This window comes from Pseudodonghicola sp., from assembly GCF_048268305.1.
In the GTDB taxonomy this organism is placed as follows: Bacteria; Pseudomonadota; Alphaproteobacteria; order Rhodobacterales; family Rhodobacteraceae; genus Pseudodonghicola.
Genome location: NZ_JBLWVT010000009.1, coordinates 64340 through 84348, shown reverse-complemented (window position 1 = coordinate 84348; position 20009 = coordinate 64340). Strand labels below are relative to the sequence as shown.

The following is a 20009-nucleotide window of genomic DNA, read 5'->3' as shown; positions in this document are numbered from 1 at the left end:
CCTGCCCGGCATGACCCAAGCCCCGCTGATCCTGGCGTTTGATACATCGGCCGCGCATTGCGCGGCCGCGCTCGTCTCGGCTGACCGGCTGGTTGCCGCGCGGACCGAGGAGATGGGGCGCGGCCAGGCCGAACGGCTGCTGCCGCTCCTTGAGGAGCTGCTGGCCGAGGCCGGCCAAGGCTGGCAGGATCTGACCGCGCTGGCGGTGGGCGAAGGCCCCGGCAATTTCACCGGCATCCGCATCGCGGTGGCCGCCGCGCGCGGGCTGGCGCTGGGGCTGAAGGTGCCGGCGATCGGGGTATCGACCTTCGAGGCGCTCGGCACCGGATTGGCCGAACCGGTGCTGGCCTCGGTCACGGCCCCGCGCGGGGCGGTCTATCTGCAGGCCCCCGGCGGGACACCGCTGGGCCCGCTCCTGCCCGAAGAGCTTCCCGCCGATCTGCGCCGCAGCGGCCTTGCCGTCGTCGGCGCCGAGTCCGAAGCGCTGGCAAGGCTGACCGGCGGCTGCGCCCTGCCGCCCCATTGGCCCCTGGCCGAGGCGATCGCCCGCGCTGCAGCGGCGCGCCTGGGCGGCGACGCCCCCCTGCCCCGCCCGCTCTACCTGCGTCCCGCCGATGCGGCGCCGCCGCGCGACGCGCCGCCGGTTCTGCTGGATTGATGAGGCCCGAGGATATGGCGGCCACCCATGCCGCCGCCTTCACCCAATCCCGCCCCTGGCGCAGCGACGAATTCGCCGATCTTCTCACGATGTCGGGCGCCTTCGCCTGCGGCGATACCCGCTGTTTCGCGCTGATCCGGGTGATCGCCGACGAGGCGGAGCTCTTGACCATCGCCACCCATCCGGACCACCAGCGTCAGGGCCTGGCCCGCGCCCTGACGACCGTCTGGCAGGCCGAGGCCACCGCCCGCGGCGCCGCCCGCGCCTTTCTCGAGGTCGCGGCCGACAATCCGGGTGCCATCGCGCTTTATGAGGCCTGCGGATACCAGCGGATCGGGCTGCGGTGTGGCTATTATCCGCGACCGCAAGCCCCTGCGAGTGATGCGATTTTGATGGGCCGGGCGCTGCTGCGCGAAACTCCCGCGTGATCCTCCACCACCCGGTCAAAAACCTGTTGACCCTCTCCCGGGGCTCCGGGCTTAATTGCTCTTGGCCGGCCTAGGCGCCGAGACCGGGCCTGTGGCTTTGCCCCATCGCCCCACCAAAGAAGATCGAACCGGGAGCACCTCTTATGACTTTCATGAAATCCTTTCTCAGCGCCGCCGCCGCTTCTGCCCTGATGGCCGGCGCCGCGCTTGCAGAGCCGGCGCTGATCTACGATCTCGGTGGCAAATTCGACAAATCCTTCAACGAGGCGGCCTATAATGGCGCCGAACGCTGGGCCAAGGAAACCGGCGGCAGCTTCCGCGATATCGAACTGCAATCCGAGGCCCAGCGCGAACAGGCGCTGCGCCGCTTTGCCGAGGCCGGCGCCAATCCGATCGTGATGGCGGGCTTCTCCTTTGCCGATGCTCTGGGGCAAGTCGCCGGCGATTACCCCGATACCAAATTCGTCATCATCGACATGGTGGTGGACGCACCGAACGTCCGCTCGGTCATTTTCAACGAAAACGAAGGCTCCTATCTGGTCGGCATGCTGGCGGCGATGGCGTCGAAATCCGGCACCGTCGGCTTCATCGGCGGCATGGATATTCCGCTGATCCGCAAATTCGCCTGCGGCTATGCCGAAGGGGTGCTGGCGGCGAAACCGGATGCCAAGGTGATCTCCAACATGACCGGCACCACGCCGGCCGCCTGGAACGACCCGGTGAAGGGATCGGAGCTGACCAAGGCGCAGATCAGCCAGGGTGCCGATGTGATCTATGCCGCCGCCGGCGCCACCGGCGTGGGCGTGCTGCAGACCGCCGCCGACGAGGGGATCCTGTCGATCGGGGTGGACAGCAACCAGAACTACATGCACCCCGGCAAGGTTCTGACCTCGATGACCAAACGGGTCGACAATGCGGTCTATGACGCCTTCAAGGACGGTCCTGACATGAAGACCGGCCTGATGGTGATGGGTGTCGACAATGACGGCGTCGGCTATGCGCTCGACGACTTCAATGCGCCGCTGATCAGCCCCGAGATGAAATCCGCCGTCGACGCCGCCGCCGCCAAGATCGCCAGTGGCGAGCTGAAAGTGCATGACTATATGTCCGACGACAGCTGCCCGGTGCTGAGCTTCTGAGCATGGCCGGCACAGCCGCAGCGGAGCGGCGGGCGACTGCTGCTCCGGCCATCGAACTGCGCGGGATCTCGAAAGCCTTCGGCCCCGTGCAGGCCAACAAGGATATCTCGATCCAGGTGATGCCCGGGACGATCCACGGCATCATCGGCGAAAACGGTGCCGGCAAGTCGACGCTGATGAGCATCCTTTACGGCTTCTACAAGGCCGATAGGGGCGAGATCTTCATCCACGGCCGTAAGACCGAAATTCACGACAGCCAGGCGGCCATCGCCGCCGGCATCGGCATGGTGTTCCAGCACTTCAAGCTGGTGGAGAATTTCACCGTGCTGGAAAACATCGTGCTCGGGGCCGAGGATGGCCGGTTGCTGCGTCCGTCGCTGGCCAAGGCGCGCAGAGTCTTGGCCGATCTGGCGCGGGAGTACGAACTGAACGTCGATCCGGACGCCCGGATCGACCAGATCGGCGTCGGCATGCAGCAGCGGGTCGAAATCCTCAAGGCGCTCTATCGCCAGGCGGATATCCTGATCCTGGACGAGCCCACCGGCGTGCTGACCCCGGCCGAGGCCGACCACCTGTTCCGCATCCTCGACAACCTGCGGACCGAGGGAAAGACGATCATCCTGATCACCCACAAGCTGCGCGAGATCATGGAGATCACCGATACCGTCAGCGTGATGCGCCGCGGCGAGATGACGGCGACGGTGAAGACCGCCGAGACCAACCCCGAGGACCTGGCCGAGCTGATGGTGGGCCGCAAGGTGCTGTTGCGGGTCGACAAGACCCCCGCCGCCCCCGGCAGAACCATGCTCGAGGTGAAGGGCCTGCGGGTGAGCGATCGCCAGGGGGTGGAGCGGGTCAAGGGTATCGACCTGACGGTGCGGGCGGGCGAAATCCTCGGCATCGCCGGGGTGGCCGGAAATGGTCAATCGGAGCTTTTGGAGGTTCTGGGCGGCATGCGCCCCGGCACCGGCAGCATCTTTCTGAATGGCACCGCCCTTGCGCTGGACGGCCGCGGCTCGGACGGCCAGGCGCGCCGCACCGCCGGCATCGCCCATGTGCCCGAGGATCGCCAGCGCGAGGGGCTGATCATGGAGTTCCATGCCTGGGAAAACGTCGCCTTCGGCTATCATCGTGATCCGGCCTATCGGCGCGGGCCGCTGATGGACAACGCCGCGCTGATCCGCGACACCGAAGCCAAGATGAAGAAATTCGACGTCCGCCCGCCCGATCCGGCGCTGGCGGCCAAGAACTTCTCGGGCGGCAACCAGCAAAAGATCGTGGTGGCGCGGGAGATCGAGCGCAACCCCGCCCTGTTGCTGGTGGGTCAGCCGACCCGTGGTGTCGACATCGGCGCTATTGAATTCATTCACAAGCAGATCGTGGCGCTGCGCGACCAGGGGGCGGCGATCCTGCTGGTCAGCGTCGAGCTGGACGAAATCCTGTCGCTGTCGGACCGCATCGCGGTGATGTTCGACGGCCGCATCATGGGCGAACGGCTGCCCGACCGGACCGATGAACGGGAGCTGGGCCTGCTAATGGCCGGCGTGTCGGGGGAGGCCGCTTGATGCGCATTGGACAACTCTTTGACCAGGCCGCAGACCCGCACACACTTGCAGAGGCCCCGTGATGGACAAGATGCCCAAATGGGCCGATGTGGTGCTGATCCCGCTGATCAGCCTGATCCTTGCCGCAATCCTGTCGGCCCTGCTGATCCTCGCCATTGGCGAAGATCCGGTGGCGGCGGTCAAGATGATGGTCTCCGGCGCGCTGGGGTCGACCAATGGCTGGGGCTACACGCTTTATTACGCGACGAATTTCATGTTCACCGGGCTGGCAGTGGCGGTGGCCTTCCATGCCCGGCTGTTCAACATCGGCGGCGAGGGTCAGGCGATGCTGGGCGGGCTGGGCGTGGCGATTGCCTGTCTCTATATCCCCTGGCCGCATTGGACCCTGGCGCTGATCGGTGCCGGCGCGCTTGCCGCGCTGTTTGGCGCGGCCTGGGCGGCGATCCCGGCCTGGTTGCAGGCCAAGCGCGGCAGCCACATCGTGATCACCACCATCATGTTCAACTTCATCGCCTCGGCGGTGCTGAATTACCTGCTGGTCAACCTGATGCGCCCCAAGGGGTCGATGGACACCGCCACGGCGCGCTTTCCCGGCACCGTGCACCTGCCCACCCTGCACGAGCTGCTGGCACCGATCGGCATCCACTTTTCCAAGGCCGCGCCTGCGAACGTCAGCCTGTTGGTCGCCGTGGCCGCCTGCGTGCTGGTCTGGCTGCTGATCTGGCGCACCCGGCTCGGATACGAGATCCGCGCCTATGGCCATTCCGAGACCGGCGCGCTCTATGCCGGCATCTCGCCGGTGCGGATCACCATGGTCGCCATGCTGATCTCGGGCGGGCTCGCCGGCATGATGGCGATCAACAACGTGATGGGAGAGGCCGAAAGGCTGATGTTGAACGCCACCGAGGGCGCCGGCTTCATCGGCATCGCGGTGGCGCTGATGGGCCGCAGTCATCCCTTCGGTGTCTTCCTCGCCGCCCTCCTGTTCGGCTTTCTCTATCAAGGGGGCGCCGAACTGGCGCTCTGGACCAAGATCCCGGCTGAGCTGATCGTGGTGATCCAGGCGCTGGTGATCCTGTTCACCGGGGCGCTCGACAATATGGTGCGGATGCCGATCGAGAAACTGTTCCTGAGCCTCAGGAAAGGACGCGCATGATGGACCTCCTTTCGCTGATCCCGGTGCTCGACAGCACCATCCGGCTCTCCACCCCGCTGCTGCTGGCCTGTCTGGCCGGGCTCTTTTCCGAGCGCGCCGGGGTCTTTGACATCGGGCTTGAGGGCAAGATGCTGATGGCAGCCTTCTTCTCGGCCGCGATCGCCTCGGTCACCGGATCGGTCTGGCTGGGGCTGCTGGCCGGGATGGCCGCCTCGATGATGCTGGCGGCGCTCCATGGGGTGGCGGCGATCACCTTCCGCGGCAATCAGTTGATTTCCGGCGTCGCGATCAACTTCCTGGCCGCCGGGCTGACGGTGCTGATCGCCCAGGACTGGTTCCAGCAGGGCGGCCGAACCCCGTCGCTGATCGGCGGAGCCCGCTTCACCCCGATCGAGCTGCCCCTTGCCCAGACCCTCGCCCCGGTGCCGGTGATCGGGCCGGTCTATTCCGAACTGCTGTCGGGCCATTCGATCCTGGTCTATGTCGCCTTTCTCGCCGTTCCGGCAAGCTGGTGGATCCTCTATCGCACCCGCTTCGGCCTGCGCCTGCGCGCCGTGGGGGAAAACCCCGCCGCGGTCGATACCGCCGGCGTCTCGGTCGTGCGGTTGCGCTTTGCAGCGGTGGCGATCTGCGGGCTTCTCTGCGGTGTGGCCGGCGCCTATCTGGCGACCGCGCTGCAGGCGGGATTCGTCAAGGACATGACCGCCGGCCGCGGCTTCATCGCGCTGGCCGCGTTGATCTTCGCCAAATGGCGCCCCTGGCACGCGCTTTGGGCCTGCCTGCTGTTCGGATTTCTGCAGGCTGTCGCATTGCGGTATCAGAACATCGATATCGGAGGCGTGACGATCCCGGTGCAGGCGATGGACGCGCTGCCCTATATCCTCACGGTGGTGATTCTGGCCGGCTTCGTCGGCAAGGCGATCCCGCCGCGTGCCGGCGGCGAGGCCTATGTGAAGGAGCGATGAGAATTTCCCATCCCTCCCCCGGGCAGCCAGGATTGTGAATTGACGCAATGAACACGGGATCCTAACAACCCTTATGCAAACCTACCTGCCGGTCGCCGAAGTTTCCGTCAATGCGGTCCTGCTTTTGGGGCTGGGCGGGATTGTGGGCATTCTGTCGGGCATGTTCGGCGTCGGCGGCGGCTTTCTGATCACGCCTCTGCTGTTCTTCATCGGCGTGCCGCCCTCTGTCGCGGTGGCGACCGGCGCCAACCAGATCGTCGCCTCCTCCTTCTCGGCGGTGCTGGCGCATTTCCGAAGACGCACTGTCGATCTGAGCATGGGAACCGTGCTGCTGATCGGCGGGCTGATCGGATCGGCGCTTGGCGTCTGGGTCTTCAACTATCTGAAAAGCCTGGGCCAGGTCGATCTGCTAGTCAGCCTCTGCTATGTCGTCTTCCTGGGCGTCATCGGCGGGCTGATGTTCATCGAAAGCCTGAACGCCCTGCGCAAGTCGCGACGCCAGGGGCCGGCGCAGCCGGTACGGCGACGGTCGCGTACGCTGATCCACGCGCTGCCCTTCAAGATGCGTTTTCGCGCCTCGGGCCAGTACATGTCGGTCATCCCGCCGCTGCTGGTCGGCTTCGCGGTGGGGGTGCTGTCGGCGATCATGGGGGTCGGCGGCGGCTTCATCATGGTGCCGGCGATGATCTACCTGCTCGGCATGCCGACCAAGGTGGTGGTGGGAACCTCGCTGTTCCAGATCATCTTCGTCACCGCCTTCACCACCATGCTGCATGCGGTCACCAACCAGACGGTCGATATCGTGCTGGCAGTCTACCTGATCCTGGGCGGGGTGATCGGGGCACAGATCGGCGCCCAGATCGGACTGAAGCTGAAGGCCGAGCAACTGCGCGTGCTGCTGGCGGCGCTGGTGCTGGCGGTCTGCGGCAAGCTGGCGCTGGAACTGCTGATCGAGCCGTCCGAGCTTTACAACCTGACCACGGTGACCGGGGGCGTGGTGGAATGATGCGCCCCCTCCTTGCCCTTTGGCTGCTGTGCCTGACCAGCCTGCCCCTTTGCGCGGAAGAGGTGGTGCTGGGCCTGTCCACCGACAAGGTCGCCATCACCACCAGCTTCAACGGATCGGAGATCCTGATCTTCGGCGCGGTCAAGCGCGAAGAGCCGATCAAGGAAGAGCCGCTGGAAATCGTGATCACCGTCGCCGGCCCGTCGCATCCGGTGCTGGTCCGGCGCAAGGCGCATCGCTATGGCATCTGGATCAATACCGAGGCGGTGACGGTGGATTCCGCCCCGAGCTTCTATGCCGTGGCCACCACCGGCCCGCTGAAGCAGGTGCTGACGGATACCGAGGACCTGCGTCACAAGATCAGCATCAAGCGCGCCATCCGATCGGTCGGGGCGCCGGCGAACATCACCGATTCCGCCCGTTTCACCGAAGCCCTCATCCGCATCCGCGAAGAGCGCGGTCTCTATCAGGAGCTGGACGGCCAGGTGGCGCTGGATCAGCAGACGCTGTTCCGCACTGCCATCGACATGCCCGCCAACCTGACCGAGGGCGATTATTCCACCCGCATCTTCCTGACCCGCAACGGTGAGGTGGTGTCCCAATACGAGACCACGATCAATGTCCGCAAGGAGGGGCTGGAGCGCTGGCTCTATATCCTGTCGCGACAGCATGCGGTGCTCTATGGGCTGCTGTCACTGGCGATCGCGATCCTCGCCGGCTGGGGCGCCTCGGCAGGCTTCACCCTGCTCAGGAACCGCTGACCGCAGACGCTCCGCAAGGGGCGCCGGGCGGTCGCCTCAGCCGCGGCCGATATAGGGCATCTTGGTCGCCATCACCGTCATGAACTGGACGTTCGCCTCAAGTGGCAGGTTCGCCATATGCAGGACCGAACGCGCCGCGTCCTCGACCGCCATGGTCTCAAGCTCGGGCAGATCGGGGTCGGCCGCCTTCAGCTTCTCGGCCATATCCTCGACCAGCGACGTGCGGGCGTTACCGATGTCGATCTGGCCGCAGGCGATGTCAAAGGGCCGCCCGTCCAGCGACAGGCATTTGGTCAGCCCGGTGATCGCGTGCTTGGTCGCCGCATAGGGCATCGACCCCGGCCGCGGCACATGGGCGGCGATGGAGCCGTTGTTGATGATGCGCCCGCCCTGCGGGCACTGTCCCCGCATCGCGGCAAAGGCGGCACGCGCCGCCAGGAACATGCCGTTCAGGTTGACGTTGACCGAACGATACCAATCGTCGAGCGGCATCTCGTCGATGGTTGCCGGCGGAGTGAAGATACCGGCATTGTTGAACAGCACGTCGATCCGGCCAGCGCGGTCGATGAAATCGGCAAAGGCCGCCTCCACCGCCGGCGGATCGGTCACATCGGCGGGCAGCGGCACGGCATTCGGCTGACCGACTGCCATTTCCTCCAACCGCCCGGCCCGCCTGGCCAACAGCCCCACCATCCAGCCCTCGGCCAGGAACAGCTCTGCCGTGGCGCGGCCAATACCGGAACTGGCGCCGGTGATCAGAATGGTCTTCATATCTCTTCCGCCTCCAATTGCAGCGTGGCCGCCGGTGCGGCCCGCAAATCGTCGACCGTGAGCGGTTGGCTGGGTTTCGACAGCCGGTTCCGCACCACCCAGATCAGCCGCTCCTGCGCCCGGGTGATGGCGACATAGGCGAGCCGCTTCCACAGCGGCTGGCCGGCCTCGACCCGGCCCATTCGGGCGGCGGCATAGAGATCGGGCGCAAAGACCTGCACCGTGTCCCACTGGCTGCCCTGCGCCTTGTGGATGGTCACCGCCGCCCCATGCAGAAAGGCCGCGCCCATGCGGGCGGCGAAGGGAATGAACGGCTCTTCCTCGTCCGGCTTCTCGATCTTGATGATCGAGGCGGCCGAGACCTGCGGGTCCTCGGCGCCGATCACATGCAGCCGCGAGAACCCCGGCTTGCGACCAGGCCCCAGATAGATCACCTGCGCCCCCTTGATCAGCCCGCGCGCCTCAAGGTCCAGGCGTTTCTTGCGGTGCTTCAACGGCAGCTCGATCCCGTCGCAGATCAGCGGCTCGCCTTCCAGCAGGTCGTCCTCCGGCGCACCATAGACATTGCGGAAGGCGGTGATCAGCCGGATGCGGGTGGCATTGCGCCAGACCAATACCGGGCTGCGTGCCATCAGATCGACCTCCACCCGCTGACCCCAGACAACACGATCGTCGCGGCGCGAAGTCTCCTCGATCATGCGCTCGAAATCCTCAAAGGTAAGCGCGGGATCGGCCAGCGCGTGGGCCAGATCGAGAATCGGGTTATCCGCCTCCTGCCGGTGGATGCGGTGGAGGATCAGCTTGCGATCCTCTGGCAGGGCGTCGAAGACCATGGCGCCCGACTGGTTCACCGGCGCGAGCTGCGCCGGATCGCCGAACAGCAGCAGGTTCGGGAAGATCTCCTTCAGATCCTCGAACTGCCGGTTGTCGAGCATCGAAGCCTCGTCGACAAAGCCGATATCCAGCGGATCCTCGCGGCGTTTCCAGCCGGTGATGAAATCCGACCCGCGCAGGCCGGCGGCGGCCAGGGCGCCCGGAATCGACTTGTTGTTCTGATAGAAGGCAAAGGCGCGATCCAGCGCCAGATCGCTCAGCCCCTCGATCTCGGGCCGCTCGTCATTGCCGGCCAGCCATTCGGCGATGCGTTCGTATTCGGGATCATAGACCGGGGTGTAGAGGATGCGGTGAATGGTGGTCGCCGGCACGCCGCGAAAGCGCAGCACGCTCGCCGCCTTGTTGGTGGGGGCCAGGATCGCCAGCGTGCGGCGTTCCTCCCGCCGCTTGCGGCTTTCGTAGTCGCCCGAGACAATATCCACGCCGGATTGCTGCAGGGCCTTGTAAAGCTCTGACAGCAAAAGCGTCTTCCCCGACCCGGCCTTGCCGATCACCGCCATTACCCCGCTGCCCGCCTCACGCGGGGGGATCAGCAGGCTGTCCTCAAGATCGACACCGGACTGGCGCAGCATTTCAGCCACGTGATCGAAGGCGGCAGCCTGATCTTCTGAAAAAATGACGGTCGGTTTGCTCATGGCGTGACCCTACCCCGAGCCTCCTGCCGGCACCAGAGACAAGCACCGACCACGGCGGGCTCCGCTGGCTCAGCCCTTCCCGCCCTCTTCCTTGATGCCGCGCTCCAAGGTGGCCGGCGGCTCCTCTGCCAGAGGCAACTCCTCGATCGCGGCCTCGATCGCGGCTTCCAGTTCCGAGGTGAGCACAACCATCCCATTGGTCTCCGCATAGCGCCGCAAATCCTGTAGAACGGCCAAGATCCAATGAGCCCTGGGCATGAAACCCCCTGAGGTTGAAGCTGTTTTGACTTAAAACAACTTTAAGTAATATCCAATCCCAGGATCACAATCCAGATGCGAAAACCGCGAAGCCATCGGCTCCGCGGTTTCAAGAGTTTCAATCCGTTCGGGTCCGGCTCAGGCGCGCCGGCCGGCCTCCAGAACCTCTTCAAAAGTGCGCAGGCCGGTCTTCGGCGATTGCACCAGCACCGACATGTTGCCGGGCTTATGTTCGTTGCGCAGCATCTTCATATGCGCGGTCGGCAGGTCTTCCCAGGTGAAGACCTCGGACATGCACGGGTCGAGCCGCCGTTCCAGCATCAGCCGGTTGGCTGCCGCCGCCTGCTTGAGATGCGCGAAGTGCGAGCCTTGCAGCCGCTTCTGATGCATCCACATGTAGCGCACGTCGAAGGTGCAGTTGAAGCCCGAGGTGCCGGCGCAGATCACCACCATGCCGCCCTTCTTGCAGACCAGCGAGCTGACCGGGAAGGTTGCCTCGCCCGGGTGTTCGAAGACGATGTCGACGCTCACCCCCTTGCCGGTGATATCCCAGATCGCCTTGCCGAAGCGGCGCGCCTCTTTCAGCCAGTCGTTGTACTCCGGCGTGTTGACCGTGGGCAGACGACCCCAGCAGTTGAAGTCCTTGCGGTTGATCACGCCCTTGGCGCCCAGTTCCATGACGAACTCGCGCTTGTCCTCGTCCGAGATCACCCCGATGGCATTGGCGCCGGCAGTGTTGATCAGCTGGATCGCATAGGAGCCCAGACCGCCCGAGGCGCCCCAGACCAGAACGTTCTGACCCGGCTTCAGCTCGTGCGGGTGGTGGCCGAACAGCATCCGGTAGGCGGTGGCCAGCGTCAGCGTGTAGCAGGCCGATTCCTCCCAGGTCAGGTGCTTGGGCCGCGGCATCAACTGCTGCGCCTGCACGCGGGTGAACTGGGCAAAGGAGCCATCGGGCGTCTCGTAGCCCCAGATCCGCTGCGAGGGCGAGAACATCGGGTCGCCGCCGTTACATTCCTCGTCGTCGCCGTCGTCCTGGTTGCAGTGGATCACAACCTCGTCGCCGACTTTCCAGCGCTTGACCTTGTCACCGACCGCCCAGACGATGCCGGCGGCATCCGACCCGGCGATGTGATAGGGTTGCTTGTGGCCGTCGAAGGGGCTGACCGGCTTGCCGAGCGCCGCCCAGACGCCGTTGTAGTTGACGCCGGCGGCCATCACCAGAACCAGCACCTCCTGACTGTCGAGCGTCGGCGTATCCACCACCTCGAGCTGCATGGCGGTGTCGGGCTCGCCATGGCGTTCCTTGCGGATGGCCCAGGCGTACATCTTCTTCGGCACGTAACCGAGCGGAGGCATCTCGCCCATCTCGTACAGGTCTTTTTCGGGCGCCTCATACGGCGCAATCCCACCGTTGGTGTCCAGAGCCATGCCGGCCTCCTTAGATATCCTCTCTGCCGCGACGCAGAATCGCAGCCCTGAGGGGGAGATACTAATGGCCACGCAACAATGCAATACATTATGTTGTGATTTTGTAATTTTATGACCTCGCAGATGCAGAATTTCCGCAAGATTTGACGCCGCACCTGCGAAGTGCCCGATTTTTCTTCAGTTTATCCCGTGATCCACCCCACCCGATGTCCCCGAACAGCCCGGCACCGCGCGCGGATTCCCTTTGGCAAGGCGACCGGATCCCGGCAAGCTGGACACAGCCGCGCGCCGTCGCGGCATCTTCCCCTAATGCCGCGATGCGGCGAATTGACAGGGGCCGAAAATTACGATTTAGAACTCAGACGCGAAATATTGTTGCGACCCCGATTCAAGAGGCTCCCGATGACGCAGACGCAGAAAGACCGCCCCTGGCTGATCCGCACCTATGCCGGCCATTCCACCGCGAAGGCCTCGAACGCGCTCTACCGCGGCAACCTGGCCAAAGGTCAGACCGGCCTGTCGGTGGCCTTCGACCTGCCGACCCAGACCGGCTATGACAGCGACCACAAGCTGGCGCATGGCGAAGTCGGCAAGGTCGGCGTGCCGGTCTGCCATCTGGGCGACATGCGGATGCTGTTCGACCAGATCCCGCTGGAGCAAATGAACACCTCGATGACGATCAACGCCACCGCCCCCTGGCTGCTGGCGCTCTATATCGCGGTGGCCGAAGAACAGGGCGCCGATATTTCCAAGCTTCAGGGCACCGTGCAAAACGACCTGATCAAGGAATACCTGAGCCGCGGCACCTATGTCTGCCCGCCGAAGCCCTCGCTGAAGATGATCGCTGACGTTGCCGAATATTGCTATCGCAACGTGCCGAAATGGAACCCGATGAACGTCTGTTCCTATCACCTGCAAGAGGCCGGCGCGACGCCCGAACAGGAACTGGCCTTCGCCCTGTCCACAGCAATCGCGGTTCTGGACGAATTGCGCCCCCGGGTTGCCGCCGCCGATTTCCCGGAGATGGTCAGCCGCATTTCCTTCTTCGTGAACGCGGGCATCCGCTTCGTCACCGAAATGTGCAAGATGCGCGCCTTCGTCGACCTCTGGGACGAAATCTGCCGCGACCGCTATGGCGTCGAGGATGCCAAATACCGCCGCTTCCGCTATGGCGTTCAGGTGAACTCTCTCGGGCTCACCGAACAGCAGCCGGAAAACAACGTCTATCGCATCCTGATCGAGATGCTTGCCGTGACGCTCAGCAAAAAGGCCCGCGCCCGTGCCGTCCAGCTACCGGCCTGGAACGAGGCCCTGGGCCTGCCGCGCCCCTGGGACCAGCAATGGTCGATGCGGATGCAACAGATCCTGGCCTATGAAACCGACCTGCTCGAATACGATGACCTGTTCGACGGCAATCCGGTGGTCGACGCCAAGGTCGAGGAACTGAAAGAGGGCGCGCGCGCCGAATTGGCCAACCTCGATTCCATGGGCGGGGCGATTTCCGCGATCGACTATATGAAAGCGCGGCTGGTCGATTCCAACGCCGATCGGCTGAATCGGATCGAACGGAATGAAACCATCGTCGTCGGCGTCAACAAATGGACCGAGGGCGAACCCTCGCCGCTGCAGACCGAGGACGGCGGCATCATGGTCGTCGATCCGGCGGTGGAAGAAGAGCAGATTGCCCGGCTGAACGACTGGCGCGCCGCGCGGGACGAAGCGGCGGTGCAAACTGCCCTGGCCGATCTGCGTGAGGCGGCGAAGAGCGGCACCAATATCATGCCGGCCTCGATTGCCGCGGCAAAGGCCGGCGCCACCACCGGTGAATGGGCGGAACAGATGCGTGCCGTGCACGGCACCTATCGCGGCCCGACCGGCGTGTCGCGCTCGGTCTCGAACAAGACCGAAGGGCTCGACGATCTGCGCGCCGCCGTCGATGCGGTCAGCGACCGGCTTGGCCGCCGGATGAAATTCCTGGTCGGCAAACCGGGGCTCGACGGCCATTCCAACGGCGCCGAACAGATTGCCTTCCGCGCCCGCGATTGCGGCATGGAGATCAGCTATGAGGGGATTCGCCTCACCCCCGAGGAAATCATTGCCGCCGCCCAGGCCGAAAACCCGCATGTGATCGGGCTTTCGATTCTCTCCGGCAGCCATATTCCCTTGGTCGAAGAGGTGATGGAGCGCCTAAAGAATGCCGAATTGGATCACATTCCTGTGATCGTTGGCGGAATTATTCCCGAAAGCGATGCTCAGAAATTGAAAACCATGGGAGTCGCGAAAATCTATACGCCAAAGGATTTTGAGCTAAATGTAATTATGAGCGACATTGTGGCCCTGGTTGATCCACGAAAAATTGCAGCGGAATAGGTAACTGTACAATTTGACGCTGATCAGCGTCACCATGATCGCTATTGTGCCAACATTGCGCCGGTGTTATCCACCGACGCATCTTTCGATATATTGGAGATGCAAATGGCGATCGACCTCTCGGGCTTTTCCCGCAAGGAACTTCTGGAACTGCGCGTCAATGTGGAAAAGGCTCTCAAGGATGCAGAGGTTCGAGAACGTCGCGAAGCTCTGAAAGCGGCAGAGCTTGCTGCCGCCGAATACGGCTTTTCCCTCGCCGAACTGTCCGGGGACGGGAAAATTCAGCTGGCCTCGAAGCAATCAAAAGCGCCGGCGAAATACCACAACCCGAACAATCCGGAAGAAACCTGGTCGGGCCGTGGTCGCAAGCCGCGCTGGGTGCATGAGGCGCTGAGCAGTGGCGCCGATATCACCGATCTGGAAATCTGAACGGAAACTGCCGGACATGACGATCCATATTGGCGCTGAACCCGGTGATATTGCCGAAACGGTCTTATTGCCGGGGGATCCCTATCGCGCGAAATGGGCGGCGGAACATTTTCTCTCCGATGTCCGGCAGGTCAACGACGTGCGCGGCATGCTGGGCTTTACCGGCCTGTGGCATGGCAACCGCGTCACCATCCACGGCAGCGGCATGGGCATGCCCTCGCTGTCGATCTATGTGAACGAACTGATCCGCGACTATGGCGCGCAGACGTTGATCCGCATCGGCTCCTGCGGCGCGATGCAGCCGCACATCGGTCTGCGCGACGTGATCCTGGCGATGACCGCAACCACGATCAGCTCCCCCTCCTTGAGCATCTTCCGCGAGGTGAACTTCGCCCCCTGCGCTGACTGGTCACTGTTGCGCGCCGCGGCCATGGCAGCCGAGACCAAGGGCATCCCCACCCATGTCGGTGGCATCTATTCGTCGGACACCTTCTATGACGAACGCCCCGATCTGAATGACCAGATGGTCCGCCACGGCATCCTTGGGGTCGAGATGGAGGCGGCCGAGCTTTACACGCTGGCTGCCCGCTATGGCCGCCGGGCACTGGCGGTGCTGACGGTCTCGGACCACCTCGGAACCGGCGAGGCGTTGCACTCGCACCATCGCGAACGCAGCTTCTCCGACATGGTGGACATCGCACTCCACGCCGCCTTCCCGGGCTGACCGCTACCCTCCGTGGCTGCGATCATAGCCGTTCACGGGCGGCTACACCCAGCCCTCCAGCGCCCCGTCTTCCGGCGCGAAAACCTCGATCCGCAGCGGATGGCAGGCGGCGGCATCGCTGGAATGCTCTGACGAACAATCCCCGCCCGGACAGGCGCTGAGCGCACCGAGCAGGTCGATCTCGGCAAAAAGCTCCAGATAGTCACCCGGCCGCACCGGGCTCGCCTTCATGAAATACTGCCCGGTGTCGCGGGTGAAGCCGGTACACATGAAGACATTCAGCACATCGTGCACATGCGGCTCCGCCTCTGCCAAGCTCATCCCGGTGTGATCTGCCAGGGCACGGATCAGGTTCGAATGACAGCACTGGTGATATTGGCCGCCCGACAGCAGATTATGGGTATAGGGGTCGCAGCGGGTTCCGATCACGTCGTGCACGGCGCCGCCATGGGGGTCGATGCCATACCAGGACAGCGTATCCCCGGTGATCGTCGCCATCGGCCGCAGTGACGGAAAGCTGCTCCACAGCCGATCCCCCAGTCTCACATGGGTGCCATGCAGCGCCCGGGTCTTGCCGGAATAGAACCGCTCGCTCAGATCCTGGGCGTTCCACAGGTTCAGATCGCCCACCTGCGACCCTTCGGTGCAGGTGATCCGAAAGAACTGCCCCGCCGCCACCTCGAAACAGACCGCCTCGCGCGGCGGCGCAATCACCTCGGCCAGCTTGCGCGCCCCGCTCCGCGCGCGCGCATAAAGCGCCAGATCGGGCGCAGGCAGCCCCTCGGCGGGATAACAGATCACCGGCGCCACGGCGCGGCGGGCATCGGCATCTGGGGGCGGCTGTGTCATCGCGACCTCGAGTGGGACTTTCCCACAGCAAACCGCGACCGGCAGGCCAGCGCAAGCACCCAGCTTTTTCTAGCCACAAATATCCCGGGGGGAGGCCGCAGGCCGTGGGGGGCAGAGCCCCCCTCCCCCCAACGATCAACGCCCGGCCGAGGGAGGACCGGGCGCTGCTCTGTCTCTGGACCTGGGTCGCTCAGATGGTGATCACATCCAGCGGCGGGAAGCCGTTGAAACCGACGCTGGCATAGGTCGAGGTATAGGCGCCACAGTTGCGGATCAGGATGCGGTCGCCGGCCTTCAGCCCCAGCGGCAGCTCGACGGGGCGCTTTTCATAAAGCACGTCAGCGCTGTCGCAGGAGGGGCCGGCCAGGATGCAGGGGCCCATCGCGTCGTGATCGTGGTCGGTGACGAACTGATAGCGGATCGCCTCATCCATGGTTTCGGCCAGGCCGGAGAACTTGCCGATATCCAGATAGACCCAGCGATGCAGATCATTGTTCGACTTGCGCGACACCAGCAGCACCTCGGCGGCGATCATGCCAGCCTCGGCAACCAGGCCACGGCCCGGTTCGGCCATGATCTCGGCCACATCGCCAAAGCGCTCGGCCACCAGTTCCATCACCCGCGCCGCATAGGAGGTCGGGCCCTGGATCTCTTCACCATAATAGGCCGGGAAACCGCCGCCGATGTTCAGCAGGCTCAGGTCATGGCCAGCCTCGCGGGCGGCGTGCCAGACGGCGGCCACCTGGTCGAGCGTGGTGGTCCACATCTCGGCGCGCTTGGTCTGGCTGCCGACATGGAAGGACATGCCCACCGGCGCCAGCCCCAGTTCGACCGCGTAATCCATCAGGGCAATCGCCTTGTCGCGGGCGCAGCCGAACTTGCGGCTCAGCGGCCAGTCGGCTTCCGAGGCGTCGACGATCAGACGGATGTAGACACGCGACTCGGGGGCGAACTCTGCAATCTTCTCAAGCTCTTCCTCCGCGTCGGCGGCAAAGAGCGTGACACCGGCATGCCAGGCGAATTCGATGTCGCGCGGCTTTTTCACGGTATTGCCGAAAGAGATGTGATCCGGCTGCGCGCCCAGCGACAGGCAGAGCTCGATCTCGGCGCGCGAGGCGGCGTCGAAGCCAGAGCCGAGATTCACCAGACGCTCGATGATCTCGCGCGCCGGGTTGGCCTTGACGGCGTAATGGATGCGCGCCCGGCCCAGGCCGGCCTTCAGCGCATGATATTGATCGGCGACGCGATCGACGTCCAGAACCAGCGTCGGACGGTCGAACTGGGTCGAACGAATGAAGTTTTCGATGCGGGATTGCGGGCGCAGTTCTTGCGCCACCGGAAAACCGGTCACGTATGCGTTCATGGTCATCTCCAATAGACCCGGCCAGTAGTGGCCGCTCACTTCCACGGGAGACGTTACCGTCGCTACGTAACCGCAGGGGACTTTCCCCCTCTCGCCAGAGGCGCGTGCGTTGGCGTCTTAAGCGCGCATATCATCGCGAATGACGAGTCGATCAAGAGGAAATTTGCATCCGAGTCATTTTTTTAGGCGTGCAGGCGGAAATACTCCAATTCAGGCACGTCACCGGCCCGGAAAGCCGCGAAAAACCAATATGATCAAAAGCTTAAATGTCAATATGATCAAAACTCAGGCCGCGTTTCACCCCCGCGCCTTGGCGCAGAATCGCGGCGCCGCCCCGGCCTTTGCCGGCACCTCCGCGCCGCAGGCGGCACAACGCCAAAGGCCGCTGGCGCGATCCAGGCGCCACCGGCAATCTCTTGTCAGCGAAGAGGTGAAATGCCGCCAGGTGAAATAGGCGACAAGGGCGAGGATCAGCAGGGGAAGCAGGAAGACCATATGCCCTACCTACCCCAGCGCCCTCACCGCGGCCAGATCAAGCCGCGTTGTGATAATGGAAGAGCTCTTCCTGATCAGCCACATGCTCGGCCTCGGCCGGCAGCGGCAGCGGCGTGTAATACGCCCAGGCTTCTTCCAGGATGTGCAGTGCGGCCTCGGCGGAGACCTTGGTGTTTTCGGTGCGACGTTCCATCGGACACTCCGTTGCAGGGCAATGTCCTCCCTGAGCGGCTACCTAATGGGCCGGGGGCCCCGGCACACCCCGGAAAAACCGCAACCTCGCCATGCGTTTTCTGCATTGCAGCATTTAAGATGTGCCGAAAAACAAACGCCCCGAACCCTAACCGGGCCCGGGGCGCTGATGAAAGCATGACGACGGGTCAGGTCAGACCGCGCGTTCGACCATCATCTTCTTGATTTCCGCGATCGCCTTGGCCGGGTTCAGGCCTTTCGGGCAGGTGCGGGTGCAGTTCATGATGGTATGGCAACGATAGAGCTTGAACGGGTCTTCCAGCCCGTCCAGACGCTCACCGGTGGCCTCGTCGCGGCTGTCGATGATCCAGCGATAGGCGTGCAGCAGCGCGGCCGGGCCGAGATACCGATCGCCGTTCCACCAGTAGGACGGGCAGGAGGTCGAGCAGGAGGCGCACATCACGCATTCATAAAGACCGTCGAGCTTCTTGCGGTCCTCGATCGACTGGCGCCATTCCTTGGCCGGGCGGTTGGTCTTGGTTTCCAGCCAGGGCATGATCGAGGCATGCTGGGCATAGAAATGCGTCAGGTCGGGGATCAGGTCCTTGACCACCGGCATGTGCGGCAACGGATAGATCGTCACCACCGATTTCTTCACCTCGTCCAGGCCGAAGATGCAGGCCAGGGTGTTGTGACCGTCGATATTCATCGCGCAGGAGCCACAGATCCCCTCGCGGCAGGAGCGGCGGAAGGTCAACGTCGGGTCGACCTCGTTCTTGATCTTGATCAGCGCGTCCAGAACCATCGGGCCGCACTTGTCCATGTCGAGGAAATAGGTGTCGACCCGGGGGTTTTCACCGGTATCGGGATCCCAACGGTAGATCTTGAAGGTCCGCACATTCTTGGCGCCTTCCGGTTTCGGCCAGGTCTTGCCGGTGGTGACCCGGCTGTTCTTGGGTAGCGAGAATTGTACCATTTTGAGCTTTCCTCTACGGTTGGCGGTGCTCTACGGATCTACCGTCTTGAAAAGTGCCTGATTGTCACGGACGAGCTGGGCAACCTTCCGCCGCGCCACGCGATCCAGGTGTTGAGCGTTGATCTGGCGCATGAACTCCAGCGCGCCGGCGTTCAGGCTCTGGTTCAGCCGCGCCGGCTTGAAGGTCATGGCGCCAAGGGCGTCCTCGGGGCATCCCACATGGTGCAGAAGCTGCGTCCCGGGGCGGCTGGCGTCGGCCTCGTCCTCCAACCGGAAGACGCGCTGACGATCGCCAAGGGCGCGCTCCAGCCGGGTCCGCAGGCTGGCCCAGTCGGGATAGGCCGCGGTCTCGGTCAGGAACAGGTCCCAGTCGCCGGTATAGCCGTCCGACTTGACCGCCTGGTTATGCACGCTGCGCTTCCAGCCTGCCATTTCCCGCACATAGAACACATACTCCGGCACGAAGGGCGCCAGGTGGGTGTCGAGAAGGTCGATGACCTCTTCCAGATGCGGATAAAGCCCGGTCTCGCCCCAATACCCCGGCATGGCACCCGGCAGGTTCTCGTGCGAGACGAGAACGGTTTCGGCGCCGGCCTCCGCCTCGGCCGCGACGGCTTGGCGCAGATCGATGACGGCGGCGATGAACTCATCCCGGGTCTTGTCCTCCGGCGCGCTGGTCCAGAGAACCGACTTGCGCCCGACAGTCCGGGTCACCGTGCCCTTTTCCGGCGTCAGGATGCGCAGACCGTCCGGCAAGGCGCCGGCGTTCTTCTGCACGAAGTGATGGAACGACGTGGTGCCGGTCTTCTGCAGACCGCAATGCAGGACGAGCCGGGTCATGCCACGGCCCCCCGCACAAGGGGCGCCCCGATCAGGGCGCGCCCGCTGGGGCTGATGGAGCCCCCGGCCCCGCCGCACCGGCACCGGGCGACGATCTGCACAGG

General features: G+C 64.2%; 20 protein-coding genes. 11 read left to right on the top strand and 9 right to left on the bottom strand.

Annotation, left to right across the window (positions count from 1 at the left end; genetic code table 11):
* The first annotated feature begins 10 nt into the window (after nt 1-10).
* The 8 genes from tsaB (at nt 11) to ACN0V4_RS17055 (ending at nt 7678) form a co-directional block, all read left to right on the top strand.
* Complete coding sequence (gene tsaB, locus ACN0V4_RS17090; protein WP_417678318.1) at nt 11-658, top strand: tRNA (adenosine(37)-N6)-threonylcarbamoyltransferase complex dimerization subunit type 1 TsaB; 648 nt, start codon at nt 11-13, stop codon at nt 656-658.
* Between the two features lie 14 nt (nt 659-672).
* On the top strand, nt 673-1086 hold the full coding sequence (locus tag ACN0V4_RS17085) for a GNAT family N-acetyltransferase (RefSeq protein ID WP_417678316.1): 414 nt from the start codon (nt 673-675) through the stop codon (nt 1084-1086).
* Nucleotides 1087-1229: 143 nt separating this feature from the next.
* Nucleotides 1230-2225, top strand: a complete 996-nt coding sequence (locus ACN0V4_RS17080; RefSeq protein WP_417678314.1) for a BMP family lipoprotein — start codon at nt 1230-1232, stop codon at nt 2223-2225.
* A gap of 2 nt (nt 2226-2227) precedes the next feature.
* Nucleotides 2228-3790, top strand: coding sequence for an ABC transporter ATP-binding protein (locus ACN0V4_RS17075; protein ID WP_417678312.1), 1563 nt, complete (start codon nt 2228-2230; stop codon nt 3788-3790).
* Between the two features lie 61 nt (nt 3791-3851).
* A complete protein-coding gene (locus tag ACN0V4_RS17070) occupies nt 3852-4946 on the top strand; it encodes an ABC transporter permease (protein WP_417678310.1) in 1095 nt (364 codons plus the stop codon).
* Nucleotides 4943-5911: an ABC transporter permease gene (locus tag ACN0V4_RS17065; RefSeq protein ID WP_417678308.1), complete on the top strand. Its 969-nt coding sequence runs from the start codon at nt 4943-4945 to the stop codon at nt 5909-5911. Before ACN0V4_RS17070 ends, ACN0V4_RS17065 begins: the two co-directional genes overlap by 4 nt.
* A gap of 73 nt (nt 5912-5984) precedes the next feature.
* Nucleotides 5985-6917, top strand: a complete 933-nt coding sequence (locus ACN0V4_RS17060; RefSeq protein WP_417678306.1) for a sulfite exporter TauE/SafE family protein — start codon at nt 5985-5987, stop codon at nt 6915-6917.
* Nucleotides 6914-7678, top strand: a complete 765-nt coding sequence (locus ACN0V4_RS17055) for a TIGR02186 family protein (protein ID WP_417678304.1) — start codon at nt 6914-6916, stop codon at nt 7676-7678. Before ACN0V4_RS17060 ends, ACN0V4_RS17055 begins: the two co-directional genes overlap by 4 nt.
* A 36-nt stretch (nt 7679-7714) precedes the next feature.
* Here the strand turns inward: ACN0V4_RS17055 and ACN0V4_RS17050 are convergent, their stop codons facing one another.
* The 4 genes from ACN0V4_RS17050 to ccrA form a co-directional block, all read right to left on the bottom strand.
* Entirely contained in the window at nt 7715-8449 is a 735-nt protein-coding gene (locus tag ACN0V4_RS17050) for an SDR family oxidoreductase (protein WP_417678302.1), read from the bottom strand.
* Nucleotides 8446-9978 carry an ATP-dependent DNA helicase gene (locus tag ACN0V4_RS17045; RefSeq protein ID WP_417678300.1) on the bottom strand — a complete coding sequence of 511 codons (1533 nt, stop codon included), beginning with the start codon at nt 9976-9978 and terminating at the stop codon, nt 8446-8448. The genes ACN0V4_RS17050 and ACN0V4_RS17045 overlap by 4 nt, the downstream gene beginning before the upstream one ends.
* A 69-nt stretch (nt 9979-10047) precedes the next feature.
* The gene (locus tag ACN0V4_RS17040) at nt 10048-10170 is read right to left on the bottom strand and encodes a hypothetical protein (protein ID WP_417678298.1); all 123 of its coding nucleotides are present in this window, start codon (nt 10168-10170) and stop codon (nt 10048-10050) included.
* Between the two features lie 204 nt (nt 10171-10374).
* Nucleotides 10375-11667, bottom strand: a complete 1293-nt coding sequence (gene ccrA, locus ACN0V4_RS17035) for a crotonyl-CoA carboxylase/reductase (protein WP_417678296.1) — start codon at nt 11665-11667, stop codon at nt 10375-10377.
* 309 nt (nt 11668-11976) lie between these two features.
* Between ccrA and ACN0V4_RS17030 the strand changes: the two genes are divergently transcribed.
* From ACN0V4_RS17030 to deoD, 3 genes are all read left to right on the top strand, one after another.
* Nucleotides 11977-14037: a methylmalonyl-CoA mutase family protein gene (locus tag ACN0V4_RS17030; RefSeq protein WP_417678294.1), complete on the top strand. Its 2061-nt coding sequence runs from the start codon at nt 11977-11979 to the stop codon at nt 14035-14037.
* Between the two features lie 105 nt (nt 14038-14142).
* Nucleotides 14143-14466, top strand: a complete 324-nt coding sequence (locus tag ACN0V4_RS17025; RefSeq protein WP_417678292.1) for an H-NS family nucleoid-associated regulatory protein — start codon at nt 14143-14145, stop codon at nt 14464-14466.
* A 16-nt stretch (nt 14467-14482) separates the two neighbouring features.
* Nucleotides 14483-15190 carry a purine-nucleoside phosphorylase gene (gene deoD, locus ACN0V4_RS17020; protein ID WP_417678290.1) on the top strand — a complete coding sequence of 236 codons (708 nt, stop codon included), beginning with the start codon at nt 14483-14485 and terminating at the stop codon, nt 15188-15190.
* A gap of 42 nt (nt 15191-15232) precedes the next feature.
* Here the strand turns inward: deoD and ACN0V4_RS17015 are convergent, their stop codons facing one another.
* The 5 genes from ACN0V4_RS17015 to ACN0V4_RS16995 all read right to left on the bottom strand — a co-directional run bounded on the left by ACN0V4_RS17015 (nt 15233) and on the right by ACN0V4_RS16995 (nt 19905).
* Entirely contained in the window at nt 15233-16039 is an 807-nt protein-coding gene (locus ACN0V4_RS17015) for an urea carboxylase-associated family protein (protein ID WP_417678288.1), read from the bottom strand.
* A 190-nt stretch (nt 16040-16229) separates the two neighbouring features.
* A complete protein-coding gene (locus ACN0V4_RS17010; protein ID WP_417678286.1) occupies nt 16230-17402 on the bottom strand; it encodes a type III PLP-dependent enzyme in 1173 nt (390 codons plus the stop codon).
* A 532-nt stretch (nt 17403-17934) separates the two neighbouring features.
* Nucleotides 17935-18090 (bottom strand): hypothetical protein, encoded by a 156-nt coding sequence (locus ACN0V4_RS17005; RefSeq protein ID WP_169726936.1) that lies wholly within the window; start codon nt 18088-18090, stop codon nt 17935-17937.
* A 192-nt stretch (nt 18091-18282) separates the two neighbouring features.
* Entirely contained in the window at nt 18283-19065 is a 783-nt protein-coding gene (locus tag ACN0V4_RS17000; protein ID WP_417678284.1) for a succinate dehydrogenase iron-sulfur subunit, read from the bottom strand.
* Between the two features lie 30 nt (nt 19066-19095).
* Complete coding sequence (locus tag ACN0V4_RS16995) at nt 19096-19905, bottom strand: hypothetical protein (RefSeq protein ID WP_417678282.1); 810 nt, start codon at nt 19903-19905, stop codon at nt 19096-19098.
* Nucleotides 19906-20009 lie beyond the last annotated feature (104 nt).

What these genes read in the sequence shown, in the direction of transcription:
- tsaB (WP_417678318.1), top strand. Translation starts at nt 11, where the DNA reads ATGACCCAAGCCCCGCTGATCCTGGCGTTTGATACATCGGCCGCGCAT.
- ACN0V4_RS17085 (WP_417678316.1), top strand. Translation starts at nt 673, where the DNA reads ATGGCGGCCACCCATGCCGCCGCCTTCACCCAATCCCGCCCCTGGCGC.
- ACN0V4_RS17080 (WP_417678314.1), top strand. Translation starts at nt 1,230, where the DNA reads ATGACTTTCATGAAATCCTTTCTCAGCGCCGCCGCCGCTTCTGCCCTG.
- ACN0V4_RS17075 (WP_417678312.1), top strand. Translation starts at nt 2,228, where the DNA reads ATGGCCGGCACAGCCGCAGCGGAGCGGCGGGCGACTGCTGCTCCGGCC.
- ACN0V4_RS17070 (WP_417678310.1), top strand. Translation starts at nt 3,852, where the DNA reads ATGGACAAGATGCCCAAATGGGCCGATGTGGTGCTGATCCCGCTGATC.
- ACN0V4_RS17065 (WP_417678308.1), top strand. Translation starts at nt 4,943, where the DNA reads ATGATGGACCTCCTTTCGCTGATCCCGGTGCTCGACAGCACCATCCGG.
- ACN0V4_RS17060 (WP_417678306.1), top strand. Translation starts at nt 5,985, where the DNA reads ATGCAAACCTACCTGCCGGTCGCCGAAGTTTCCGTCAATGCGGTCCTG.
- ACN0V4_RS17055 (WP_417678304.1), top strand. Translation starts at nt 6,914, where the DNA reads ATGATGCGCCCCCTCCTTGCCCTTTGGCTGCTGTGCCTGACCAGCCTG.
- ACN0V4_RS17050 (WP_417678302.1), bottom strand. Translation starts at nt 8,449, where the DNA reads ATGAAGACCATTCTGATCACCGGCGCCAGTTCCGGTATTGGCCGCGCC.
- ACN0V4_RS17045 (WP_417678300.1), bottom strand. Translation starts at nt 9,978, where the DNA reads ATGAGCAAACCGACCGTCATTTTTTCAGAAGATCAGGCTGCCGCCTTC.
- ACN0V4_RS17040 (WP_417678298.1), bottom strand. Translation starts at nt 10,170, where the DNA reads ATGGTTGTGCTCACCTCGGAACTGGAAGCCGCGATCGAGGCCGCGATC.
- ccrA (WP_417678296.1), bottom strand. Translation starts at nt 11,667, where the DNA reads ATGGCTCTGGACACCAACGGTGGGATTGCGCCGTATGAGGCGCCCGAA.
- ACN0V4_RS17030 (WP_417678294.1), top strand. Translation starts at nt 11,977, where the DNA reads ATGCCGCGATGCGGCGAATTGACAGGGGCCGAAAATTACGATTTAGAA.
- ACN0V4_RS17025 (WP_417678292.1), top strand. Translation starts at nt 14,143, where the DNA reads ATGGCGATCGACCTCTCGGGCTTTTCCCGCAAGGAACTTCTGGAACTG.
- deoD (WP_417678290.1), top strand. Translation starts at nt 14,483, where the DNA reads ATGACGATCCATATTGGCGCTGAACCCGGTGATATTGCCGAAACGGTC.
- ACN0V4_RS17015 (WP_417678288.1), bottom strand. Translation starts at nt 16,039, where the DNA reads ATGACACAGCCGCCCCCAGATGCCGATGCCCGCCGCGCCGTGGCGCCG.
- ACN0V4_RS17010 (WP_417678286.1), bottom strand. Translation starts at nt 17,402, where the DNA reads ATGAACGCATACGTGACCGGTTTTCCGGTGGCGCAAGAACTGCGCCCG.
- ACN0V4_RS17005 (WP_169726936.1), bottom strand. Translation starts at nt 18,090, where the DNA reads ATGGAACGTCGCACCGAAAACACCAAGGTCTCCGCCGAGGCCGCACTG.
- ACN0V4_RS17000 (WP_417678284.1), bottom strand. Translation starts at nt 19,065, where the DNA reads ATGGTACAATTCTCGCTACCCAAGAACAGCCGGGTCACCACCGGCAAG.
- ACN0V4_RS16995 (WP_417678282.1), bottom strand. Translation starts at nt 19,905, where the DNA reads ATGACCCGGCTCGTCCTGCATTGCGGTCTGCAGAAGACCGGCACCACG.